This is a genomic window from Spirillospora sp. NPDC048911 (genome assembly GCF_043198015.1).
In the GTDB taxonomy this organism is placed as follows: Bacteria; Actinomycetota; Actinomycetes; order Streptosporangiales; family Streptosporangiaceae; genus Spirillospora.
In genome coordinates this window covers 227,269-244,677 of sequence record NZ_JBICUD010000015.1, presented here as the reverse complement: position 1 = coordinate 244,677, position 17,409 = coordinate 227,269, and the positions used below count along the sequence as shown (strand labels likewise).

General features: G+C 69.0%; 18 protein-coding genes. 8 read left to right on the top strand and 10 right to left on the bottom strand.

All coding sequences use genetic code 11. The features are described 5' to 3' along the window. The 3 genes from ACGFNU_RS47175 to ACGFNU_RS47165 all read right to left on the bottom strand — a co-directional run bounded on the left by ACGFNU_RS47175 (nt 1) and on the right by ACGFNU_RS47165 (nt 2,457). Complete coding sequence (locus ACGFNU_RS47175) at nt 1–603, bottom strand: FMN-binding protein (protein WP_392603270.1); 603 nt, start codon at nt 601–603, stop codon at nt 1–3. A gap of 13 nt (nt 604–616) precedes the next feature. Then, entirely contained in the window at nt 617–2,155 is a 1,539-nt protein-coding gene (locus ACGFNU_RS47170; RefSeq protein ID WP_392603268.1) for a ferric reductase-like transmembrane domain-containing protein, read from the bottom strand. A 104-nt stretch (nt 2,156–2,259) separates the two neighbouring features. Further along, nucleotides 2,260–2,457, bottom strand: a complete 198-nt coding sequence (locus tag ACGFNU_RS47165; protein WP_392603266.1) for a hypothetical protein — start codon at nt 2,455–2,457, stop codon at nt 2,260–2,262. 377 nt (nt 2,458–2,834) lie between these two features. On the opposite strand from ACGFNU_RS47165, the gene ACGFNU_RS47160 reads away from it, so the two are divergent. Then, nucleotides 2,835–4,340: a DUF1996 domain-containing protein gene (locus ACGFNU_RS47160; RefSeq protein WP_392603264.1), complete on the top strand. Its 1,506-nt coding sequence runs from the start codon at nt 2,835–2,837 to the stop codon at nt 4,338–4,340. 97 nt (nt 4,341–4,437) lie between these two features. On the opposite strand, the gene ACGFNU_RS47155 is transcribed toward ACGFNU_RS47160, so the two are convergent. The 4 genes from ACGFNU_RS47155 to ACGFNU_RS47140 all read right to left on the bottom strand — a co-directional run bounded on the left by ACGFNU_RS47155 (nt 4,438) and on the right by ACGFNU_RS47140 (nt 8,770). Then, nucleotides 4,438–4,605 carry a hypothetical protein gene (locus ACGFNU_RS47155; RefSeq protein ID WP_392603263.1) on the bottom strand — a complete coding sequence of 56 codons (168 nt, stop codon included), beginning with the start codon at nt 4,603–4,605 and terminating at the stop codon, nt 4,438–4,440. 97 nt (nt 4,606–4,702) lie between these two features. After that, entirely contained in the window at nt 4,703–6,529 is a 1,827-nt protein-coding gene (locus ACGFNU_RS47150; RefSeq protein ID WP_392603262.1) for an ABC transporter ATP-binding protein, read from the bottom strand. A 601-nt stretch (nt 6,530–7,130) separates the two neighbouring features. Beyond that, nucleotides 7,131–8,282 (bottom strand): hypothetical protein, encoded by a 1,152-nt coding sequence (locus tag ACGFNU_RS47145; RefSeq protein WP_392603261.1) that lies wholly within the window; start codon nt 8,280–8,282, stop codon nt 7,131–7,133. Then, nucleotides 8,279–8,770 (bottom strand): SigE family RNA polymerase sigma factor, encoded by a 492-nt coding sequence (locus ACGFNU_RS47140; protein WP_392603260.1) that lies wholly within the window; start codon nt 8,768–8,770, stop codon nt 8,279–8,281. Before ACGFNU_RS47140 ends, ACGFNU_RS47145 begins: the two co-directional genes overlap by 4 nt. A gap of 280 nt (nt 8,771–9,050) precedes the next feature. Between ACGFNU_RS47140 and ACGFNU_RS47135 the strand changes: the two genes are divergently transcribed. The 3 genes from ACGFNU_RS47135 to ACGFNU_RS47125 are packed head-to-tail and all read left to right on the top strand — an operon-like array spanning nt 9,051 to nt 11,872. Next, nucleotides 9,051–9,950 carry a CPBP family intramembrane glutamic endopeptidase gene (locus ACGFNU_RS47135; protein WP_392603259.1) on the top strand — a complete coding sequence of 300 codons (900 nt, stop codon included), beginning with the start codon at nt 9,051–9,053 and terminating at the stop codon, nt 9,948–9,950. An 18-nt stretch (nt 9,951–9,968) separates the two neighbouring features. Then, complete coding sequence (locus ACGFNU_RS47130; RefSeq protein ID WP_392603257.1) at nt 9,969–11,198, top strand: sensor histidine kinase; 1,230 nt, start codon at nt 9,969–9,971, stop codon at nt 11,196–11,198. Between the two features lie 11 nt (nt 11,199–11,209). Beyond that, the gene (locus tag ACGFNU_RS47125) at nt 11,210–11,872 is read left to right on the top strand and encodes a response regulator (protein WP_392603256.1); all 663 of its coding nucleotides are present in this window, start codon (nt 11,210–11,212) and stop codon (nt 11,870–11,872) included. A gap of 132 nt (nt 11,873–12,004) precedes the next feature. On the opposite strand, the gene ACGFNU_RS47120 is transcribed toward ACGFNU_RS47125, so the two are convergent. The 3 genes from ACGFNU_RS47120 to ACGFNU_RS47110 all read right to left on the bottom strand — a co-directional run bounded on the left by ACGFNU_RS47120 (nt 12,005) and on the right by ACGFNU_RS47110 (nt 13,483). Further along, the gene (locus ACGFNU_RS47120; RefSeq protein WP_392603255.1) at nt 12,005–12,436 is read right to left on the bottom strand and encodes an STAS domain-containing protein; all 432 of its coding nucleotides are present in this window, start codon (nt 12,434–12,436) and stop codon (nt 12,005–12,007) included. Between the two features lie 73 nt (nt 12,437–12,509). Next, entirely contained in the window at nt 12,510–13,130 is a 621-nt protein-coding gene (locus ACGFNU_RS47115) for a DUF5994 family protein (protein WP_392603254.1), read from the bottom strand. Between the two features lie 80 nt (nt 13,131–13,210). Further along, nucleotides 13,211–13,483: a hypothetical protein gene (locus tag ACGFNU_RS47110; RefSeq protein WP_392603253.1), complete on the bottom strand. Its 273-nt coding sequence runs from the start codon at nt 13,481–13,483 to the stop codon at nt 13,211–13,213. A 291-nt stretch (nt 13,484–13,774) separates the two neighbouring features. Between ACGFNU_RS47110 and ACGFNU_RS47105 the strand changes: the two genes are divergently transcribed. From ACGFNU_RS47105 to ACGFNU_RS47090, 4 genes are all read left to right on the top strand, one after another. Then, nucleotides 13,775–14,668 carry a tyrosine-type recombinase/integrase gene (locus ACGFNU_RS47105; protein WP_392603252.1) on the top strand — a complete coding sequence of 298 codons (894 nt, stop codon included), beginning with the start codon at nt 13,775–13,777 and terminating at the stop codon, nt 14,666–14,668. 73 nt (nt 14,669–14,741) lie between these two features. Continuing rightward, nucleotides 14,742–15,002 carry a hypothetical protein gene (locus tag ACGFNU_RS47100; protein WP_392603251.1) on the top strand — a complete coding sequence of 87 codons (261 nt, stop codon included), beginning with the start codon at nt 14,742–14,744 and terminating at the stop codon, nt 15,000–15,002. 830 nt (nt 15,003–15,832) lie between these two features. After that, entirely contained in the window at nt 15,833–16,261 is a 429-nt protein-coding gene (locus ACGFNU_RS47095) for an STAS domain-containing protein (RefSeq protein ID WP_392603250.1), read from the top strand. A 17-nt stretch (nt 16,262–16,278) separates the two neighbouring features. Next, a complete protein-coding gene (locus ACGFNU_RS47090; RefSeq protein ID WP_392603249.1) occupies nt 16,279–17,406 on the top strand; it encodes a N(5)-(carboxyethyl)ornithine synthase in 1,128 nt (375 codons plus the stop codon). The last annotated feature ends 3 nt before the right edge of the window (nt 17,407–17,409 follow it).

Sequence of the window (17,409 nt, the reverse complement as noted above, 5' to 3'; positions counted from 1 at the left end):
TCAGGCCCTTGCCGCGGCGAGCGCCGACTGGAGGGAGGTCCTGAACGAGCCGGTGGTGAAGGTCGCTCCCGAGACGGCGTCGACCTGGGCGCTTTGAGCGGTCAGTGCCGATTGCCTGAGCAGCGGGATGGCTCGTCCGTTGACCTGCGCCGTCATGGCCGGGGACGTGGCGGTGGTCGCGGTGAGACCCGTGATTCGTCCGCCGGCCACGCGAATCGTGACCTGGACAGGCCCGTATTGGTTGCGCGCGGCCGCTCCCCGGAACACACCGTCCTTCATCCCGTTGGCAGCTCTGGCCGGGGTGTTCCCAGACGGAGCGTTACCGGTCGCGCCATTGCCGCCGCCCGCAGCGTTTCCGCCCGTGCCGTTCCCGGCTGCGCCGTTGCCGGCCGCGCCGTTTCCGGCCGTGCCGTTCCCTCCCGCACCGTTTCCGGCCGGGGCATTGCCGGCCGCACCGGGGGCCGGCGAGGCAGCCCCGAGATCGCCTGTCTCGCCCGCCACCTGTCCGGTCTCCACGGACGCGGCGTCCGCTCCGTACTTGGCGGCGAGGAGCAGGGCGGCCCCGCTCAGCGTGCCGGCGATGGCCGCCGTGGTTCGACGCATCACGTCCCTCGTTTCAGAACTCGAACGGGTCAAGGTGGATCTGCCGGCGGCGCACTCGCAGCCGGCGCAGGGTCACGACCGCGGCCTCGACCAGGCCGGGCGGGCCGCATACGTACACGTCGCGGTGACGGACGTCCGGGACCAGTTCCCGGAGTCCCTTGGGGGTGAAGAGGTCGCGCGGGCCGGGTTCGTGACGGGAGCCCAGCACGTAGCGCAGGTCGTGCCCGCGCCGCTGCGCCAGGCTGCGCAGCTCGTCGCGGAAGACGATGTCGTCGGCGTCGGAGGCCCGGTAGATGACCACGCTGCCGTTGGGGAGGTCCTCCAGCAGGGCGCGGATCGGTGCGATGCCGCTCCCGCCGGCGATCAGCAGCGCGCGCTGGCGGGTGCGGTGACCGGCGGTGAACGTCCCGGACGGGCCGATGGCCCAGACCCGGGTGCTCGGACGCAGGTTTCGCAGCTCGTTCGTGTGGCTTCCGACCGCGTTGACGGTCAACCGCAGCCACTGGTCGTTGGGGCTCGCCGACAGTGAGAACGGATGGGACTGCCACCAGCCTCCGCTCGTCAGGAACCGCCAGCGGAAGTACTGCCCGGCCTCTGCCTCCAGCCGGTCCAGTCGCTGTCCGCCGATGTAGACAGAGAACATCGTCTCGGATTCTGGGACGACGTCGATGACCTCGAACCGGTGCCGCAGGTTCAGCCAGAGCGGCTCGACCAGACGTCCCCAGAAGAGGCAGGCGATCACTAGGGCGTACAGGCTCAGCCAGTACCAGTGGGCGAAGCTCCCCTTGGAGAGCTCCGTGCCTTGGGAGAACTGGTGACCGTAGCCCAGGATCAGTACCGCGTAGGTGGTCAGGTGCAGCCAGTGCCACAGCTCGTATGGCATCCGGCGGCGGATGGCCCGGATCGCCAGCATGCTGACGGCCACCATGATGCCGGTGGCGGTGTACGCCCCGACCATTCCGTCAACGGTCTCGAACAGTGTGACCGTCTGGTCGACGAACGTGACGTCGGCAAGCATGGAGTAGCCGACGGTGATGTAACCGGCGTGCGCCAGTACTGACAGCAGCAGGTAGATGCCCACCTGGCGATGCCAGCGCATCAGGTCATGGCCGCCGACCCAGTTCTCCAGCCAGGCGACCCGGCTCATCATCAGCACCTGCGCAAGAAGGAGGTACCCGGCGATCAGGCCCGTGACCCGTCCACCGGCGATGACCATTTCGGGCGTACCGCTCAGCGTGCTGCGCGGTGTGCCGAAGGCCCACAGCGCGATGCTGGTGGCCAGCATCCCCCAGAACAGCAGGACCACCAGCAGCTTGTTGCCGGCGACCTTCGTCGCCGGCGCTTGGAATCGCTGCTGCGGTTCCAGGGCCGGGTCGGGAGGCGGGGGCCTGAACTCCTCCCGGCCGTCGTCGAAGCGGGAGTCGCGTTCGGCTCCGCCGCCTGCCCCGCCTACAGGCCAGGGCAGATCGGGGGCTTGGCGTACGGCCGTCTGGCGCTGGTCCCAATCGCCACCGTACGTCTCGTTGCTGGGGACCGTATTCCCTGCCTGCACACGATCCTCCGCGAGGTGTCCGGGAAGCGCGGTCGTCGGCTCGGGCGAGCCCGTCGAGATGTCATACGGGTGATCCCGGACGTTCGGTTCACCTCACGGCGGACTCAACCGTCGGCGTGGATGTTCCTTCGGTGCGGACCGGCGTTGAACGGGCGCGGCGATGGACGCGTACCACTCATCGACGCGTCAATGACCGTTGGACCGATGAACGAACGGTTCGACGGACGAATCGACAGCTCGCCGCGCGAACGGAACGTTCGACGCGTGAACGGCCAGCTCCCGTCCCCCGCCTTCTCCTGCATCGCCCCCTCCTTCATCACCTACCTTCTGGACCTCTCACAGCGGAGAGAAGTGAACGTCGTGCGATGTGCGGCGAACGTCGTCGCGAGTTGTGGTGGAGAGGAGCGAGCGGCCCGCGCGGTAGGAAGCCGGGTGAACATGGAGGCCGCGCGGGCCACTCGCTCAACGTTGATGACGTCGCGGCTGAGATTAGACCGCCCCAGGCCCCTGACCCGTCCTCTTAAGCCTCACTTGAACCAAGGCTGAGCGGCCACTAAGCGTGTGTCGCCATCCGAGCACCGTGCGGTCGCCGAGTGTGACGACGGAGTGGGGCTTCGGAAATTCTGAAATCGCCTTGAACCAGAGTGACCGATGGTGCGTACCACTTGATCGGAGCCGGGTGCACTTCCTCACACCCTTAAAAAGGAGGGAGCGCCGCATGCGCTATGCACGGCGACCGCGCTCTTTTTCGCGCACACTCACCCTGATCGCCGGGGGCTGTCTCGTCACGGCGAGCTTCGGGCCGGTAACGGCCCAGGCGAGCGTCCCCGCGCTGTCCGCGGCCAGGGCGCAGACCATCAACTGCCCGGACGTGGCCAGCCAGCTTCCTGCAGTACCCGCGCAGGCCAAGGCTGAAGTGGACCGCAACCTCGCGGCCCTCAACACGCAGATTCAAGAGGCGAACACACGCCTGGCCAACTCAGTGGGCCAGGGCGGTCCGAACTTCGTCCAGAACGCGATCCTTGGTCCGCTACGGGACAAGCGTGTTGCCGCAATCAACCGCATCGCCACGGCCATCGGTCGCGTGGCGCAGCGTCCCGCCGGCCTGGACGCCCTGGCCACCTGCACGGTGGCTGACGACGGCGCCCAAGGCGGCGGCCAGAACGGTGGCCAGAACGGCGGTGGCCAGGGCAATAACCCCGGCCAGGGCAACAACAATCCGGGCCAAGGGAACAACAACCCCGGTCAGGGGAACAACAATCCGGGCCAGGGAAACGGCAACCAGGGGCAGCAACGCCCGGTCGCCTCTGACTTCGTGGACATCCGCCAAGTTCGGCCCAACGCCCAGCAGGCCCGCACCCAATCTCGCGGATCGCGCGGCACGTTCACCTCACGCTGTGGACGCAACGAGAACGGACACTTCAACTCCGACAACTTCATCGTCGCGCCAGGCGTGGCGAACGGCGCGCACCACCAGCACGACTACGTCGGAAACCTCAGCACCGACGGCAACTCCACCGATGAGAGCCTCGCCGCGGCAGGCACCACCTGTTCCAACGGCGACAAGTCGCCTTACTTCTGGCCGGTCGTACGGCTGCGCAGCCCCAACGACCCGCCGCAGAACGACCAGAGCGCCGCGGACGGCAACATCGGCCGCATCCAGCGTCCCGCCTCGGTCACCCTCCAGTTCCAGGGCAACGCCAAGAGCAAGGTGACCGCGATGCCGCGCTTCATGCGCGTCATCACCGGCGACGCCAAGGCCGCCACCAACGGCCCGGCCAACGCCCGCGCCTCCTGGACCTGCACCGGCTTCGAGAACCGGCGGCTGACCGACAAGTACCCGCTCTGCCCCCGCGGCAGCCGGGTGACGCGCATCCTGGACTTCCCGAGCTGCTGGGACGGTAAGAACACCGACAGCGCCAACCACAGGACGCACGTCGCCTTCGCCGACCAGCGCGGCAACTGCCCCGCCGGTACGCGGGCGGTCCCCCGCCTCCAGATGAAGCTCACCTACAACATCAACCTCAGCCGCCAGCAGGTCGCCCAGGGCCGTGTCTACGCCGTGGACAGCTTCCCCGAGCAGCTGCACAACCCGGTCACCGACCACGGCGACTTCGTCAACGTCATGTCCAACAGGCTCATGAACCGCGCGGTCTCCTGCATCAACCGAGGGAGCCGCTGCTAGTAACGAACCCCGACCGCTGACAGGCAGAGGCCCCGACCCCCTGAGGTCGGGGCCTCTGCGGTCCCCACCACGTTGCGGGGCGCCCGAGACCCATCCGTCAGGCGACGACGGCCGCGATGGCGACGAACAACTCCTCGCCGCTTTCGAGCTCGACGCTGAACATGCCCGTCTCGTCCTCCACGACCTCCGCCCGGACGGCGCCCGGGAAGTCCCCGGCGACCTCGACGAGGTAGTCGCGAAGTGCGGCGATCTTGTCTCTGGCCACGGGTCCTCCTGAGGGTCCGAAAGTGGCAGATGCCGCCGATCTTCTCGCACGGCCGCCGAACCACAAACAATCGGTCACCGCCGCCCCGGAACGAGCGTCACGCCGGGCGGCGGTCGAGATCGTCCGAGGTGGACTCCTCGGTGAGAAAGCCGCCCGACTGGTGGTGCCACAAGCGGGCATAAGGGCCCTCGGCTTGGAGGAGCTCTCGGTGCGAGCCCTGTTCGACGATCTGGCCCCGATCGAGAACGACCAGGCGATCCATCCGCACGACCGTGCTCAAGCGGTGTGCGACGACGAGCGCGGTGCGGTCGCGCATCAGGCGCCAAAGAGCCTCTTGGACGAGAAGCTCGCTCTCGGAGTCCAGCGCGCTGGTGGCCTCGTCCAACAGCAGAATCGGGGCGTCCCTCAGGATGGCGCGGGCAAGCGCGACCCGCTGACGCTGCCCTCCGGAGAGCTTGACGCCTCGTTCGCCGACCAAGGTGTCGAAGCCGTCCGGGAGACCTTCAACGAACTCGGTGACGTGTGCCGCCCGCGCGGCCTCGAGAACCTCTGCTTCGGTAGCGCCCGGCCTGGCGAAGGCGATGTTGTCGCGGACGGACCGGTGGAACATCGCGGGTTCCTGCGGCACATACGCGATCAGACTCCGCAGGTCGGCCTGGCTCAGCCGAGAGATGTCCTGGCCGCCGACGAGAATCCGGCCCCCGTCCACATCCATCAGCCGCAGCAGCAACCGGGTGAGCGTGGTCTTGCCGCCCCCGGACCGCCCGACCAAACCGATCTTCGTGCCGCTGGGAATCTCCAGCTCCAGCCCGTCGAACAACAGCGGCCCATCGCCATGCGCGAAGAACACCCGCTCGAAACGAACCGCCGCATCGGCCGGCCGCAACGGCTGCGGGTCGGGCGTGTCGACAACGGCCGGCGGCATCAGAAGCAACTCGGTGAACTGCGCGGCCTCGGTCAGTGTGCTCTCGATACGCCGGTACACCTGGTTGAACTCGAACATGATCCGGGTGGCGTTCGTGTAATAGGAGAACGTCACCACGATGGCCTCGACCCCAAGACCGCCCCGCAGCGCCACCGCGACGAGCAGGCCCAGGGAACTCGTCAGGATCGACATCGGAGCGACAATGGTGTCGACCCGGAGATTGGCGTAGTCCCAGGAACGCAGCGACAGCCGGCGCTGTTCGGCCGCACGATCCCGGAACTCGTCGGCCTCCCGCTCCTCGGCGGCGAACGCGCGGACCGTCTCCATGTTGGACATCACGTCCGCGACGTGGCCCGACACCCGCACCTTGGCGACCTCGCGCTCGTCCACCATCACCTGCCGCCGCCGGATGAACGGAACGACGAGCAGACCGGTGACGACAAGCAGCCCGACAAGCACGACGACCAGAAGCGGGTGATAGCGCCACAAGACCACGGAGGCGAAGAACAGCGGGATCACGTTCGCCATGATCGAGAACGCGAGCGTGTCCGAGAAGTGCTCGAACCCGCTGGAGAAGTTCAGTATCCGTTTGGTCAGCGCACCGGCGAAGTTGTCGTGGAAGAACGCGGAGTCCTTGGCGAGCAACTCGTCCATCCCGACGATGCCGAGCCACTCGATGCCTCGGGCGTCCGTCCGGTTGAGGAAGTGGATCCCCACCCGCCACAGCACCTCGCCCGCCAGCATCAGCCCGCCGAAGCCAAGGACATAGGGAAGGATCGTCGCGAAATCGCCCTGCCCACCATCGGCCAGGTGCCCGACCAGAGCGGCCACCACCAACGGCGTCAGGTAGAGCAGGCAGACGTTCCCGAGCGCCGGCAGAGTCATCGCCGGAATCGAGATCCGCCGCTGGCGGCGCAGAACATCGAGGTAGTAGCGCAGAGCCAGCAGCACCGCTCGCTTCCGAGGCGACTGGCCGTCCCGCACACCTAGCCCAGCCACACGCCCTCCCAAGCCGCCGCCCCTCCATGCTGCACCGGCCCGCCCAAGCCAGGCGAACGATTTTCCGCAGGCCCAGAAACCAGCGTCGACGTTTCACTCACCGCGGCCGCACTCTCCCGACCACACGGCCACGGCACACCGAGTCCCGGCGCCGTTAGCGGGGCGCGCGAACCCCCATCAACCAGCCGCCGAACCGGTGTCGCGCCAGATCCCGCTTGACCGACCACCTTGTAGGTGCCCCTGAGCTGGCGTCCCGGCTCATCCCACCTGATCCCTCGGGGTACCGGGACGCTCGGGTACACCTCGGGCACACGCGCGGCTGACCAGTCATCGAGGAGCAGGAACGGCTCCAGTCAGGTCCACGGTGGGGCGGTGCAGCACCGACCAAGCGGCGGCGGTCCAGCAGAGAGTGAGGAAGACGGCGGCGAGGCCGCCGTTCACCCCACACAGAAACCGCGGTCTGAACTGAAGCATGGACGACTCACCCTCTGAAGTGAATGCGTGGATGGCAGCCTCAAGTGACCCGACGGCCGGAGAGGTCGCCCAGCCTGGCTGAGTTCGTTAGGGAGTCAGATAGAAGCGGGATCGATCTGCAGGCGCGTCACCAGGCGGCGTCTGCGTAGGAACGGTCAGCGCCGCGGCCTATCGGGGAGACCTTGTCCCCGTCGATGCGGGCCAGCCCGGTCCCGCGGTCGGCGACAACCAGAAAATGACGTCCCGTCCCGTCGGCCTTGACGACGAGGGTGGTCGGGAGATCGATGACCTTGCCGATCGGCTCACCCGTCCGGATCGACAGCCCGGTGAGGTGGTAGTCGGCGTCGTCGGTGCGGACCCCGGCGCCTTCGAGGAGCACCGAGAGGGTGCGTCCATCGGGATTGAAGAGGAACTGGTCGATGCGCCCGTTGCGCAGGTGCCCCTGACGGATCGTCCAATGGCGCAGCGGGCGAGAGGCGAGCAGGTCACGCTCCTGCTGTTTCGTGTCGAGCAGGCGGAGCCTGGCGGAGGCCTCCCTGCCGTCCATGCTGCCGTCCTCCAGGACGAAGCCGAGCGTGCGGTTATCGGGGGACCAGGCCACACTGCGGATCGCACTCGGAGAGTCCACCGCAGCGGCGGTGAGAGACGCACTCCATGCTCGACGCCGGCCGCTCCTGACATCGACGGTGGTGACCGTGGCAGTGCCGTTGCGGACTCCGGCGAGAGCGAGCGTCGAACCATCGGGGCTCAGCGCCGCAGATCCCCGCATGTTCGGGTCCATGTTGGCCGGGCTGACCGGGCCGCCCGGGATCTCCTTCGGACGGCTCGCGACGCCGTCCGAGCTCAGGGTCACGACGTAGGGCACAACGGCGTCGTCCGATGTCGCAGCCATCAGGACGAAGGTGCCCGACTCGGCCGTTCCGGCCACCGCGCGGTAAGCCCCCTTGCGCGCGGGGATGACGCTGGCGATCCGGCCCGTCGCCGCGTCCACCACGCTCGCCCGTCCGTCGAAATCAACGGCGATGAGGTGCCGTAGGGCGCCACCGAGTACGGCGCGATCGGCTCCGACCCCACCCAGGCGCCCGAAGATCGCTATGCAGGCGACCATGATGAGCACGACACAGGCCGCCACGAGCCCAGGCGCCCAGACTCGGCCCGGCAGACGCTTGTGCGCGGACGCGGTGAGCGGGCGCAGCTCGTCGGTCCGTACGGTCTCGACAGCACCCTTGAACGCGTCCTTGAGACGGTCTTCGGCGAAGCGGTCTTCGGCGCGGATCATGAGCCCTCCCGGAGTCTGTTGGCGAGCGCGGCGATCCCTCGAGACGTCGTTGACTTGACGGTGCCGCGGCTGACTCCCATGACCTCGGCGATCTCCGCCTCGTCGAGGTCCAGGTAGTAGCGCAGCACCAGCGCCTCACGCTGGCGTTGCGGCAGTTCGCGCAGGGCCAGGAACCCCTCACGCCGATCCTCACTGAGCATCGCGGCCGACTCCGCCGACCAGACCGGCGGCTCGTGTGTCCGGCCGAGACGTTGGGCGATCTTGCGGCGGCGGAGGACCATCCGGCATTGGTTCACCACAGCGGCCCGGATGTACGGAAGGACCCGGGCATGGTCGGCGAGCCGGTCCATCCGGCGGTGGACCGCCGCGAACGCGTCCTGGACGGCGTCCTCGGCCGTCGGCTGATCGCCGACGATGAGCAACGCCATGCACACGAGTCCGGCCTGGTGCTCACGAAAGAGCGTCGCAAGCGTCCTCCCCGAATCCACGGGGGGAGGGTCCACGGCAGGCGGATCTCCCACAGTGCCCACTATGTCGATGTTCACATCTCTTACATGCACGGCGAGCCGCCTGGTTGCCTCGACACCACATTTTGGAGACTCAGGCCGCTGCCATTCCCGGCGACGTAGAACCCGGTGGCCCTTTTCGGGACGCATCCCCCGCGAGAGCTACAGGAGCTGTCCATGTGCGGGTGATTCGCGGACGGCGCCAGATTCCTAGCGTGGCTGTCAGGTCGCAGCCTGTGCGACCGCTACATGGGAGGCCACGATGAGTACAACGTCCACCGCACGGCACGCCGGAGGCCCCGGCCCGGACACGGGCCCCGAGGGTCACGAGGCTCGCGGCGGTCGTCTCGACCGGATCGGCCGCTCTCCGCTCGGCTGGATGCTGACGGGCCTGGTCGGCGTCGGCCTGGTCTCGGGCCTGACCGCCACGGGCCCTGGTCCGGTTCCGGTGCTGGGCGCGGTGGCCGCGGTGGTCGTCTACTGGCTGGTCATGCGCCGTGTCGCGCGACGCTCGACGCCGGAGATCGCCCGGCGGGGAGCCGGCCGGGAGGCGCTGCTGGGCGGCGCGATCGGCCTGGGCTTCGTGCTGGTGTCCGCCTTGCTGATCACGGCGTTCGGGGGCTACTCGTTCTCCTGGGCGGGCCATGGCTTCATGGCGGTCGTCTGGTCCGCGGTCATGGTGCAGATCGGCGCAGCGGTCACCGAGGAACTGTTGTTCCGCGGTCTTGCGCTGCAGGCTCTGGAGCAGCTGTGGGGCAGCCGGACCGCCATCGTGATCACCGGGCTGTTCTTCGGCATCGCCCATCTGGGAGCTCCCGGAGCCAGTGCGTGGAGTGCGCTGGCGATCGCGGTGGAGGCGGGCGTGATGCTCGGCGCCGCGTTCCTGTGGCGGCGTAACATCTGGTTCGTCGCGGGTCTGCACTTCGCCTGGAACACCTCCGAGCAGTTGCTCGGCATCCCGGTCTCCGGGCACACCTCCGAGGGCCTGTTCACCGTCGACGCGCATGGCTCCGCTGTGCTGACCGGCGGTGGCTTCGGCCTGGAGGCGGCGCTGGTGCCCGTCGTCATCGGTGTGCTGCTCGCCGTCCGAATGTTCGTCCTCGCCCGCCGCGGCGGCCGTCTGCTGCCCCGTCGATCCGCACGACACACTCAGGCCGGCTGACCGGAGGAAACGGTAGTGATGTCCCCTCAGGCGCCCTGGAGCCGTGCGCTGCTCCGGGCGCCGCTCGACTGGTGGGAGGAGCGGGACGCCTTCCTCAAGGACGGCGTCCTCGCCCTGGTGCTGGCCCTGTCGGCCTTCGTGCCTACCTTGTCCAATATCGGAGGGCAGATCGGGGATCTGCCCGAGCGGCCGGCGAGCGCGCTGAGCGTCGGGCTGATCCTGGCCCAGACCCTGCCGCTGGCGGCCCGCCGGCGGTGGCCCGCGGGCTGTCTGGCCGTCGTCGCGGGCGCGTTCGCCGCGCACCAAGCGCTGGGCTTCGCGACGACGTTCGCGAGTCTGGGGCTGTATCTGGCCCTGTACTCGGCTGGGGCCCACCAGGTCCGCTTCCGCCATGGCCTGGCGGGCGTGGTGAGTGCGTGCTATGCCGTGCTGGCCCTCGTCCTGCACCGCCTCGGCTCACCGCAGGGTATCGCGGACTTTCTCGCGTTCTATCTGACTTTGGCCGCGTTCTGGCTGGTGGGGAGCACTGTGCGCACACGGCGGGTGGAAGAGGCGGAGCGGCGGCGGCTGGCCGCCGAAGTGGCCACGGCCGCAGAGCGGGCACGAATCGCCAGCGAGCTGCACGACGTGGTCACCCATCATGTGACGGCCATGGTGGTCCAGGCGGACGCGGCACAGTTCCTGCTCGCCTCCGCACCGGACAAGGTCGGCGAGGGACTCTCGGCCGTCAGCGACACCGGCCGTCGGGCGCTGACAGAGCTGCGATACCTGCTCGGCGTGCTGGAGGCGACCGGCGAGTCGGCGTCCGCGGACCCGGCGCGCGCGGACCATGCACCCACCCTCGGACGGCTCGGGGACCTGGTCGAACAGGCCCGCAGGTCGGGGCAGCCGGTCGAGTTCAGCGAGCAGGGTGAGCGGCGAGCGCAGTCCGTGGACGTGGAGCTGGCCGCATACCGGGTGGTGCAAGAGGCGCTTACCAACGCGATGAAGTACGCCGCCGGGCAGACGACCCGGGTCCTGGTCCGGCACGGCGAGGAGCGCATCGAGATCAAGGTGACCACCGACGGGCCCGCCGCCTCCCCGGCGGCCGCGCCTGCCGTGCGGAAGCCGGACCCTGCGGGCGGGCGTGGACTGTCGGGGCTGCGTGCACGGGCGCGGATGGTCGATGGTGAACTGGAGGCCGGACCCCGGCCCGAAGGCGGGTTCGAGGTCCACGCCACAATTCCGTCCAAGCCCGCATCGGAGTGACTCCGTGAGCGATGCACCGCGACGACCAGGCACTGGTGCGCACCGGCTACGTCACCATCTTCTCCGCCCAGCCCGACATGGAGGTCGTCGGAGAGGCCGAGAACGGGCACGAGGCGGTCCAGGCCGCAGGGCGCCTGCGTCCCGACGTGGTGGTGATGGACATCCGGATGCCCCTGCTCGGCGGCATCCAGGCGACCCGGCGACTGGCCGGTCCCGACGCCGAGGCACCGCCGAAGGTGCTGGTCGTCACCACCTTCAACGTTGACGCCTACGTCTACGACGCGCTCGGTGCCGGGGCCAGCGGCTTCCTCCTCAAGGACGCGCCCCCGGCTGAGCTGGTCAACGGCATTCGGACGGTCGCCAGGGGCGAGGCCCTGCTGGCCCCCGCCGTCACCCGCCAGCTCATCGGCCACTTCGCCGAACACCTGCGTCCGGCCGATACTTCCCGGCCGGCCAGGGAGAATGTGGTACGGGCACTGACCCCGCGCGAGCTGGAGGTGCTCCGGCAGATCGCTGAGGGGCTGTCGAACGCGGAGATCGCCGCGGAGCTCTTCATCACCCCCGAGACGGTCAAGACCTACGTGTCGCGGATCCTGGCCAAACTCGGCCTGCGCGACCGAGTCCAGGCCGTCGTCCTCGCCTACCGGGTCGGGCTGGTGTCCTCCACCGGCTGAACCCACGCGTTCGTCGACCCGCACACCGAGGTGGGTACGACGCACTCCGACTGGTCGGGCTCTTGTGGCCGGACTGCGCGGCCGAGCCGACCGGAGCCTCGTGCGGTCCTCGCACAACAGGTATTCAGGTGCTCATGCGGCCGTCCGGGTCTGGGTGGGCGATGGGAGCGGGGTGGGATGAGGTGCGGGGTTGACGGTGAGGGCGTGGTCCAGCCCGGTGATGCGCAGCAGTTTGGTGACCTGGGGGTTGAGGCCGGTCAGGCGCAGGGTGATGCCGAGCCCGGTGGCGCGGCGTTGGGTGCCGATCAGCACGGCCAGTCCGGAGGTGTCGCAGAACGACACCTCGCCCAGGTCCAGGGTCAGGTGCCGGGGGCTATGGCCGAGCATCCCGGCCAGGTGCTCGCGCAGGGCCGGGGCGGCGGCGATGTCGAGGGCGCCGTGCAGCGCGACGATGGTGTGGCCGGGGCGGCGGCGGGTGGGCATGGTCACTTCGGCCGGGGCCCTGGGACGGCGGGTGGACGTGCCGGTGCCGGTGCCGGTGGCTGCGGCCATGGTGGTGGTCAAGGTGAGCTCCGGTCGAGGGTGGGGTGGGAGTGCGGGACCGGCCGGGCGTGAACCGGGCATTTCACAGTGCCTGTCACAGCGCGGGTTCTCGCAGCCGCCCGCCCTCGGTTTCCCAGCTGCTTTCCGATGCGGTCTGGTCTGGGGCCAGGACTGCGACCCGATCTGCCGGGACGGCCGGTGGGGTGAGCACTGGTGGAGTGAGCGCGGCCAGTAGGTCGGGGGTGTGGAGGTGGTTGGCGGGGTGGGCGGTCAGGTCCAGCGCTGTGGCGGCGGCGTCCGGGTTGGTGCCGGGTGGGATGGTGAGCAGATCGACGCGTCGGCCGTCGGCCCAGATCGCGGTGAGCAGTCCGGTGGGCAGGGTGTCGAACCAGCTCAGGCGCACTACTCGGGTGTCGGCCGGGCCGTCGACGCGCAGTCGGCGTGGGCGGCTGGTCCAATCCGCTACCCGCAGCATGATGTGGGCGATGGGGCCGTGCTCGGCGTGGTGGCTATCGCCGTCGGCGGTGTGGGTGTGTGTCTGCAGTGCCAGGATCAGCCCGGGCAGTTCGGCGACCGGGTCGGCCGAGCGCGGCCACCAGGCGCCGTCCAGAGGAGTTCGCGGCGAGCCGGGCGGAGGACGTGACTGCAGCCGCAGCCGGGGAGCCGAGGGCGGCGACAGGCTGATGGTCGTTGCGCGTTCGACGGTGGTCCACATGGCCACTGCCCCCTTTCGCCCCAGGCCACCCGTTCGGATGGTCCCGGGGGATGTCGACGGACTGGAGATGAGCGGCCGGATCAGTGGCGTCGCCGCAGGCCCGCGGGGAGTTCGCGGAGCTGGCCGATCCAGGCGGTTCCCGACACCAGCGTGAGCAGGATCCCACCGGCCAGCAGGGTGACCACCGCCATGAGCAGCGCCGCCGCGAGCGTGGCCTGGACCAGAAAGAGGATGAACACGATCGCCGCGGTGAGTGTGATCGCGGTGGGCCAGGCCTGATTCATCCAGGAGGCCCGTCCGGCCAGGGCGGCCCTGGGCCACGCGGGTCGGCGGCGGCGATAAAGGGTCGGCATGAACATTCCCCTTGTCGGGGTGAGCCGGTGTGGCGGGTCAGCCTCAGGGTGGGATGTCGTCGTTGCCGGATACCCCTGATTCTACGCGAGATGACTTCCGATATCCATCAATATCTGAACTAGACTGGCGGTGTGGCTTCCGATCCTCACCCACACGCCGGTTCTCGGTCCGCGCAGACCGCTTCCGGTGCTTCGCGGCGCCCATCCGCAGACGCACCACCGGGTCGACCGCACCGCGAGCGGGGGCGCCCAGGCGCCCGCCCGACCCCGCTCCCGCGGGAGCTACAGGCGGTGTTCGCCGCATACCAGCGCGACGTCGCCGCGCCGGGCGGATCACTGGATACCGGCACCGTCCGCGTCTATGTCTCCCGGGTCCGCCAGTACCTGGCCTGGCTCGCCGCCGCCCTGGCAACCGGGACAGTGCAAGGCGACCCGTTGACCGAGCCCGACGCCCGCGACCGGGCCGCCCGCGACTACCGCACCCATCTGCAGACCGTCGCCAGGCGCAAACCCGCCACCATCAACGCGCACCTGACCGCGGTCGACGATCTCTACCGCCGTCGCGGCCTCGGCCCGACCGCCGCTGAACGCGCCGATCTGACACCGGCCGCTCCCCGCGCGCTGGACAAACGCGACCAGGTCCGGCTGCTGCGCGAGGCCGACCGCGCCGCGCTGCGTGACAAGGCGATCGCGTTCACCGCCTTCTACGCCGGCACCCGCATCAGCGAGACCACCGGCCTGGACATCGGCGACGTCCGCATGTCGGCTCGCAAGGGCCAGCTGATCGTCCGGCACGGCAAGAACGGCAGCTACCGCGAGGTCCCCCTGCACCCCAAACTCCGCGCCGTGCTGGAGGAGTGGCTGCGCGAGCGTTCCGGCTGGAAGGGCGCCGATACCAGCCCCGCGCTGTTCCTCAACCGCCGCGGCGGCCGCCTGTCGACCCGCTCGGCCTACACCGCACTGCGCACCATCGCCGACGCGGCGGGCCTGCCGCTGGGCCGCGACGGCGTCTTCACTCCGCGCGTTCTACGGGACACCGCCGGCACCACCATGGCCAGTCAGGGCACCGACATCGTCATCGTCGCCGAACTTCTTGGCCACTCGGTCCAAACCGCCCGCCGCTACAGCCGGCCCACCCCCCAAGACCGGCAGAAGGCCATCGAACGACTCACCACCGACCAGTGACCCCTGTCAGTTGCGGCCTGAGGCGGGGTATGGCCATCGATGACCAGGAAAGATAACCAGAGAAAGGCCCGTCATGCCCGACACCAACGAACTGATCATGCGCTTCCACCCGGTCGCAGGCGAGGACCTCACCGTCTCCACCACCGACTTCGACACACCCGCACAAGCACTGCACGCCATCACTCAAGCCCTGGACGAACACCGCAGCCTGAGCCTGACCCAGGCCCGCTACAACCGCGAACCCGACCTCAACGCAGTGGTCATCAACCTCGACAACGTCGTCTCCGTCCGCGTGACCAGCACAGACAGCGCCACCACCGGCCAATACCTGTGACCGCCCAACCCGCCCCTCTACTGCCTGGCCGACGCCGCCGACCGTCCCCGCTCGTCTGACCGTGACCGGCATTGTCGGGTGGCGCGGCAAACCACCCGTGCTCGGGGTCGTCCACAGAATCGGGCCGGTAGTCCCAGCTCGGACACCAGGAGGCGAGTACGCCGTCGGTAGTCTCAAAAAGGCGCTTAGTGGAAGCCAGACCGCCACGGGAGCAGGGGAGTCCCGTAATCCCGTAACGCCTGATCAGCTACGCCGACGGAGCGAGAGCGAGCGCTGTTCACCGCCCGGTCCGGACGTCTAGACGTGGGGCGCGGGCCGAGGTGGGGTCCGGGTAAGGCGCGTGTCATCAGCGTGATCCTCTGCAATTTGCCAGCTCGGACGGAAGCCCACCGGTCTCATAAGCCGGGTCATGCAGGTTCAAATCCTGTCCCCGCCACTGAATGAACGACCGGGCAGCCAGCCGACAGCCCGGGCGTCCGCCAGGTGTGGCGGGTGGAAAATTGGAAGCGAGCGCCGCGGAATAATTGATCCTTTTTTGGCATTTTAGCGAAAATGCGCGTAGACTTTCAGATATCTGACAACGATGAAATCTCACTATTGAGGCCGGTTCGCCACTTTGACTCCCCCTGAAGGGGATGTCACGTCGACACCACATCCAACGCGGGGCCCGGCGGCGTCTCAGGAGCGATCAGACGCCCGCGATCACCGCCTTCCGGACCACACCGCCGATGTCATCGGCCAGGGCCCGTCGCCCACATCATGTTCCGTGTGGCCGACCGGCCGGCTCAACAACCCTGACCTGCTGGCGCAGGTCGAAGATGGAGATTTTCATGCTTCACACCGTCCAACGCCCCGCGCCGGAGCGAGCCGACAAGGCTCTCTCGGTCCTGCGAAGACCCGCCCACACCGTCGCCCGGCTGCGGGGCGAGCTCGACGTCGCCACCGCGCCGCCCCTGCGGGACAGGCTGCTGGCCGCCGTTCGTCCCGACACCCGGCTGCTGGTTCTGGACCTGGCGGGAGTGCCGTTCTGCGACGCGGCGGGGCTGGGCGTCCTGCTCGGCACCTGGCGTCGCGCCAACGCGCTCGGCGTCGCCTTCGTTCTAGCTGCGCCTTGCCCCCAGGTCGTCAAGCTGCTGGAAGCGACCGGCCTGGATCGTGGCCTCACCGTCCGAGCGACCGTGGCCGACGCGCTGGCCTGGCCGCTCACCCGGCACGGCGCCGTCCGGCCGTCCCGCGCCAAGGTTTCGGCCCTGCGTTGATGCTCAGCCTCGGGGTGATGGCGCGGTCCCGCAAGGAGAACGAACGGCGGCTGCCCATCCATCCCCTCCACCTGCCGCTGATCGAACCCGGCATACGGTCCAGGATCTTCCTTGAACGCGGGTACGGCGCGGACTTCGGCATGACCGACGCGCAGCTGGCCCCCTTCGCGGCCGGGATCCTTCCCCGCGACCGGCTCATCGCCGACTGCGACGTCATCCTCAATCCCAAGCCGCTCGTCCAGGATCTGGCGGAGCTGCGCGAAGGACAGACCCTGTGGGGCTGGCCGCACTGCGTCCAGGACCGGGAGATCACTCAGCTGGCCATCGACCGGCGGCTGACGCTCATCGCCTTCGAGGCGATGAATCACTGGTCCGCCAGCGGCGGATTCAGCCTGCACGTCTTCCACAAGAACAACGAACTGGCGGGCTACTCCTCGGTCCTGCACGCCCTCGCGCTCACCGGAGTGACCGGCGACTACGGCCGCCGGCTGCGGGCGGCCGTCATCAGCTTCGGGGCGACCGCGCGCGGCGCGGTGACCGCCCTCAACGCGCACGGCGTGCACGACGTGCACGTGCTCACCCACCGCGGGGTCACCGCGGTGGCCTCGCCGATCCACTCCTCCGACATCGTCCACTTCGACCATGACGCCGACCGCCCGACCCGCACGCGTGCCCTGGTCGACGGGAAACCGGTACCGATGGCGATCTTCCTCGCCGAACACGACATCGTCGTCAACTGCGTGCTGCAGAACACCACAGCCCCGCTGATGTTCGCCGCCACCGACGAGTTGCCGGTGTTCGCGCCGGGCACGCTCATCATCGACGTGTCCTGCGACGCGGGAATGGGGTTCGAATGGGCCCGGCCGACCACGTTCACCGAGCCGATGTTCACCGTCGGCGACAACGTCCGCTACTACGGCGTCGATCACAGCCCGTCATACCTGTGGGACTCGGCCACCTGGGAGATCAGCCAGGCGCTGCTCTCGCATCTGCCGACGGTGCTCGCCGGGCCGGCGGCCTGGCAGGCCGATCAGACGATCCGGCGCGCCATCGAGATCCGCGAAGGCGTCGTCCAGAATCCGGCGATCCTGTCCTTCCAGGACCGTTCGGCGAGCTACCCGCACGCGGACCGGCGCACCGCCTGACGC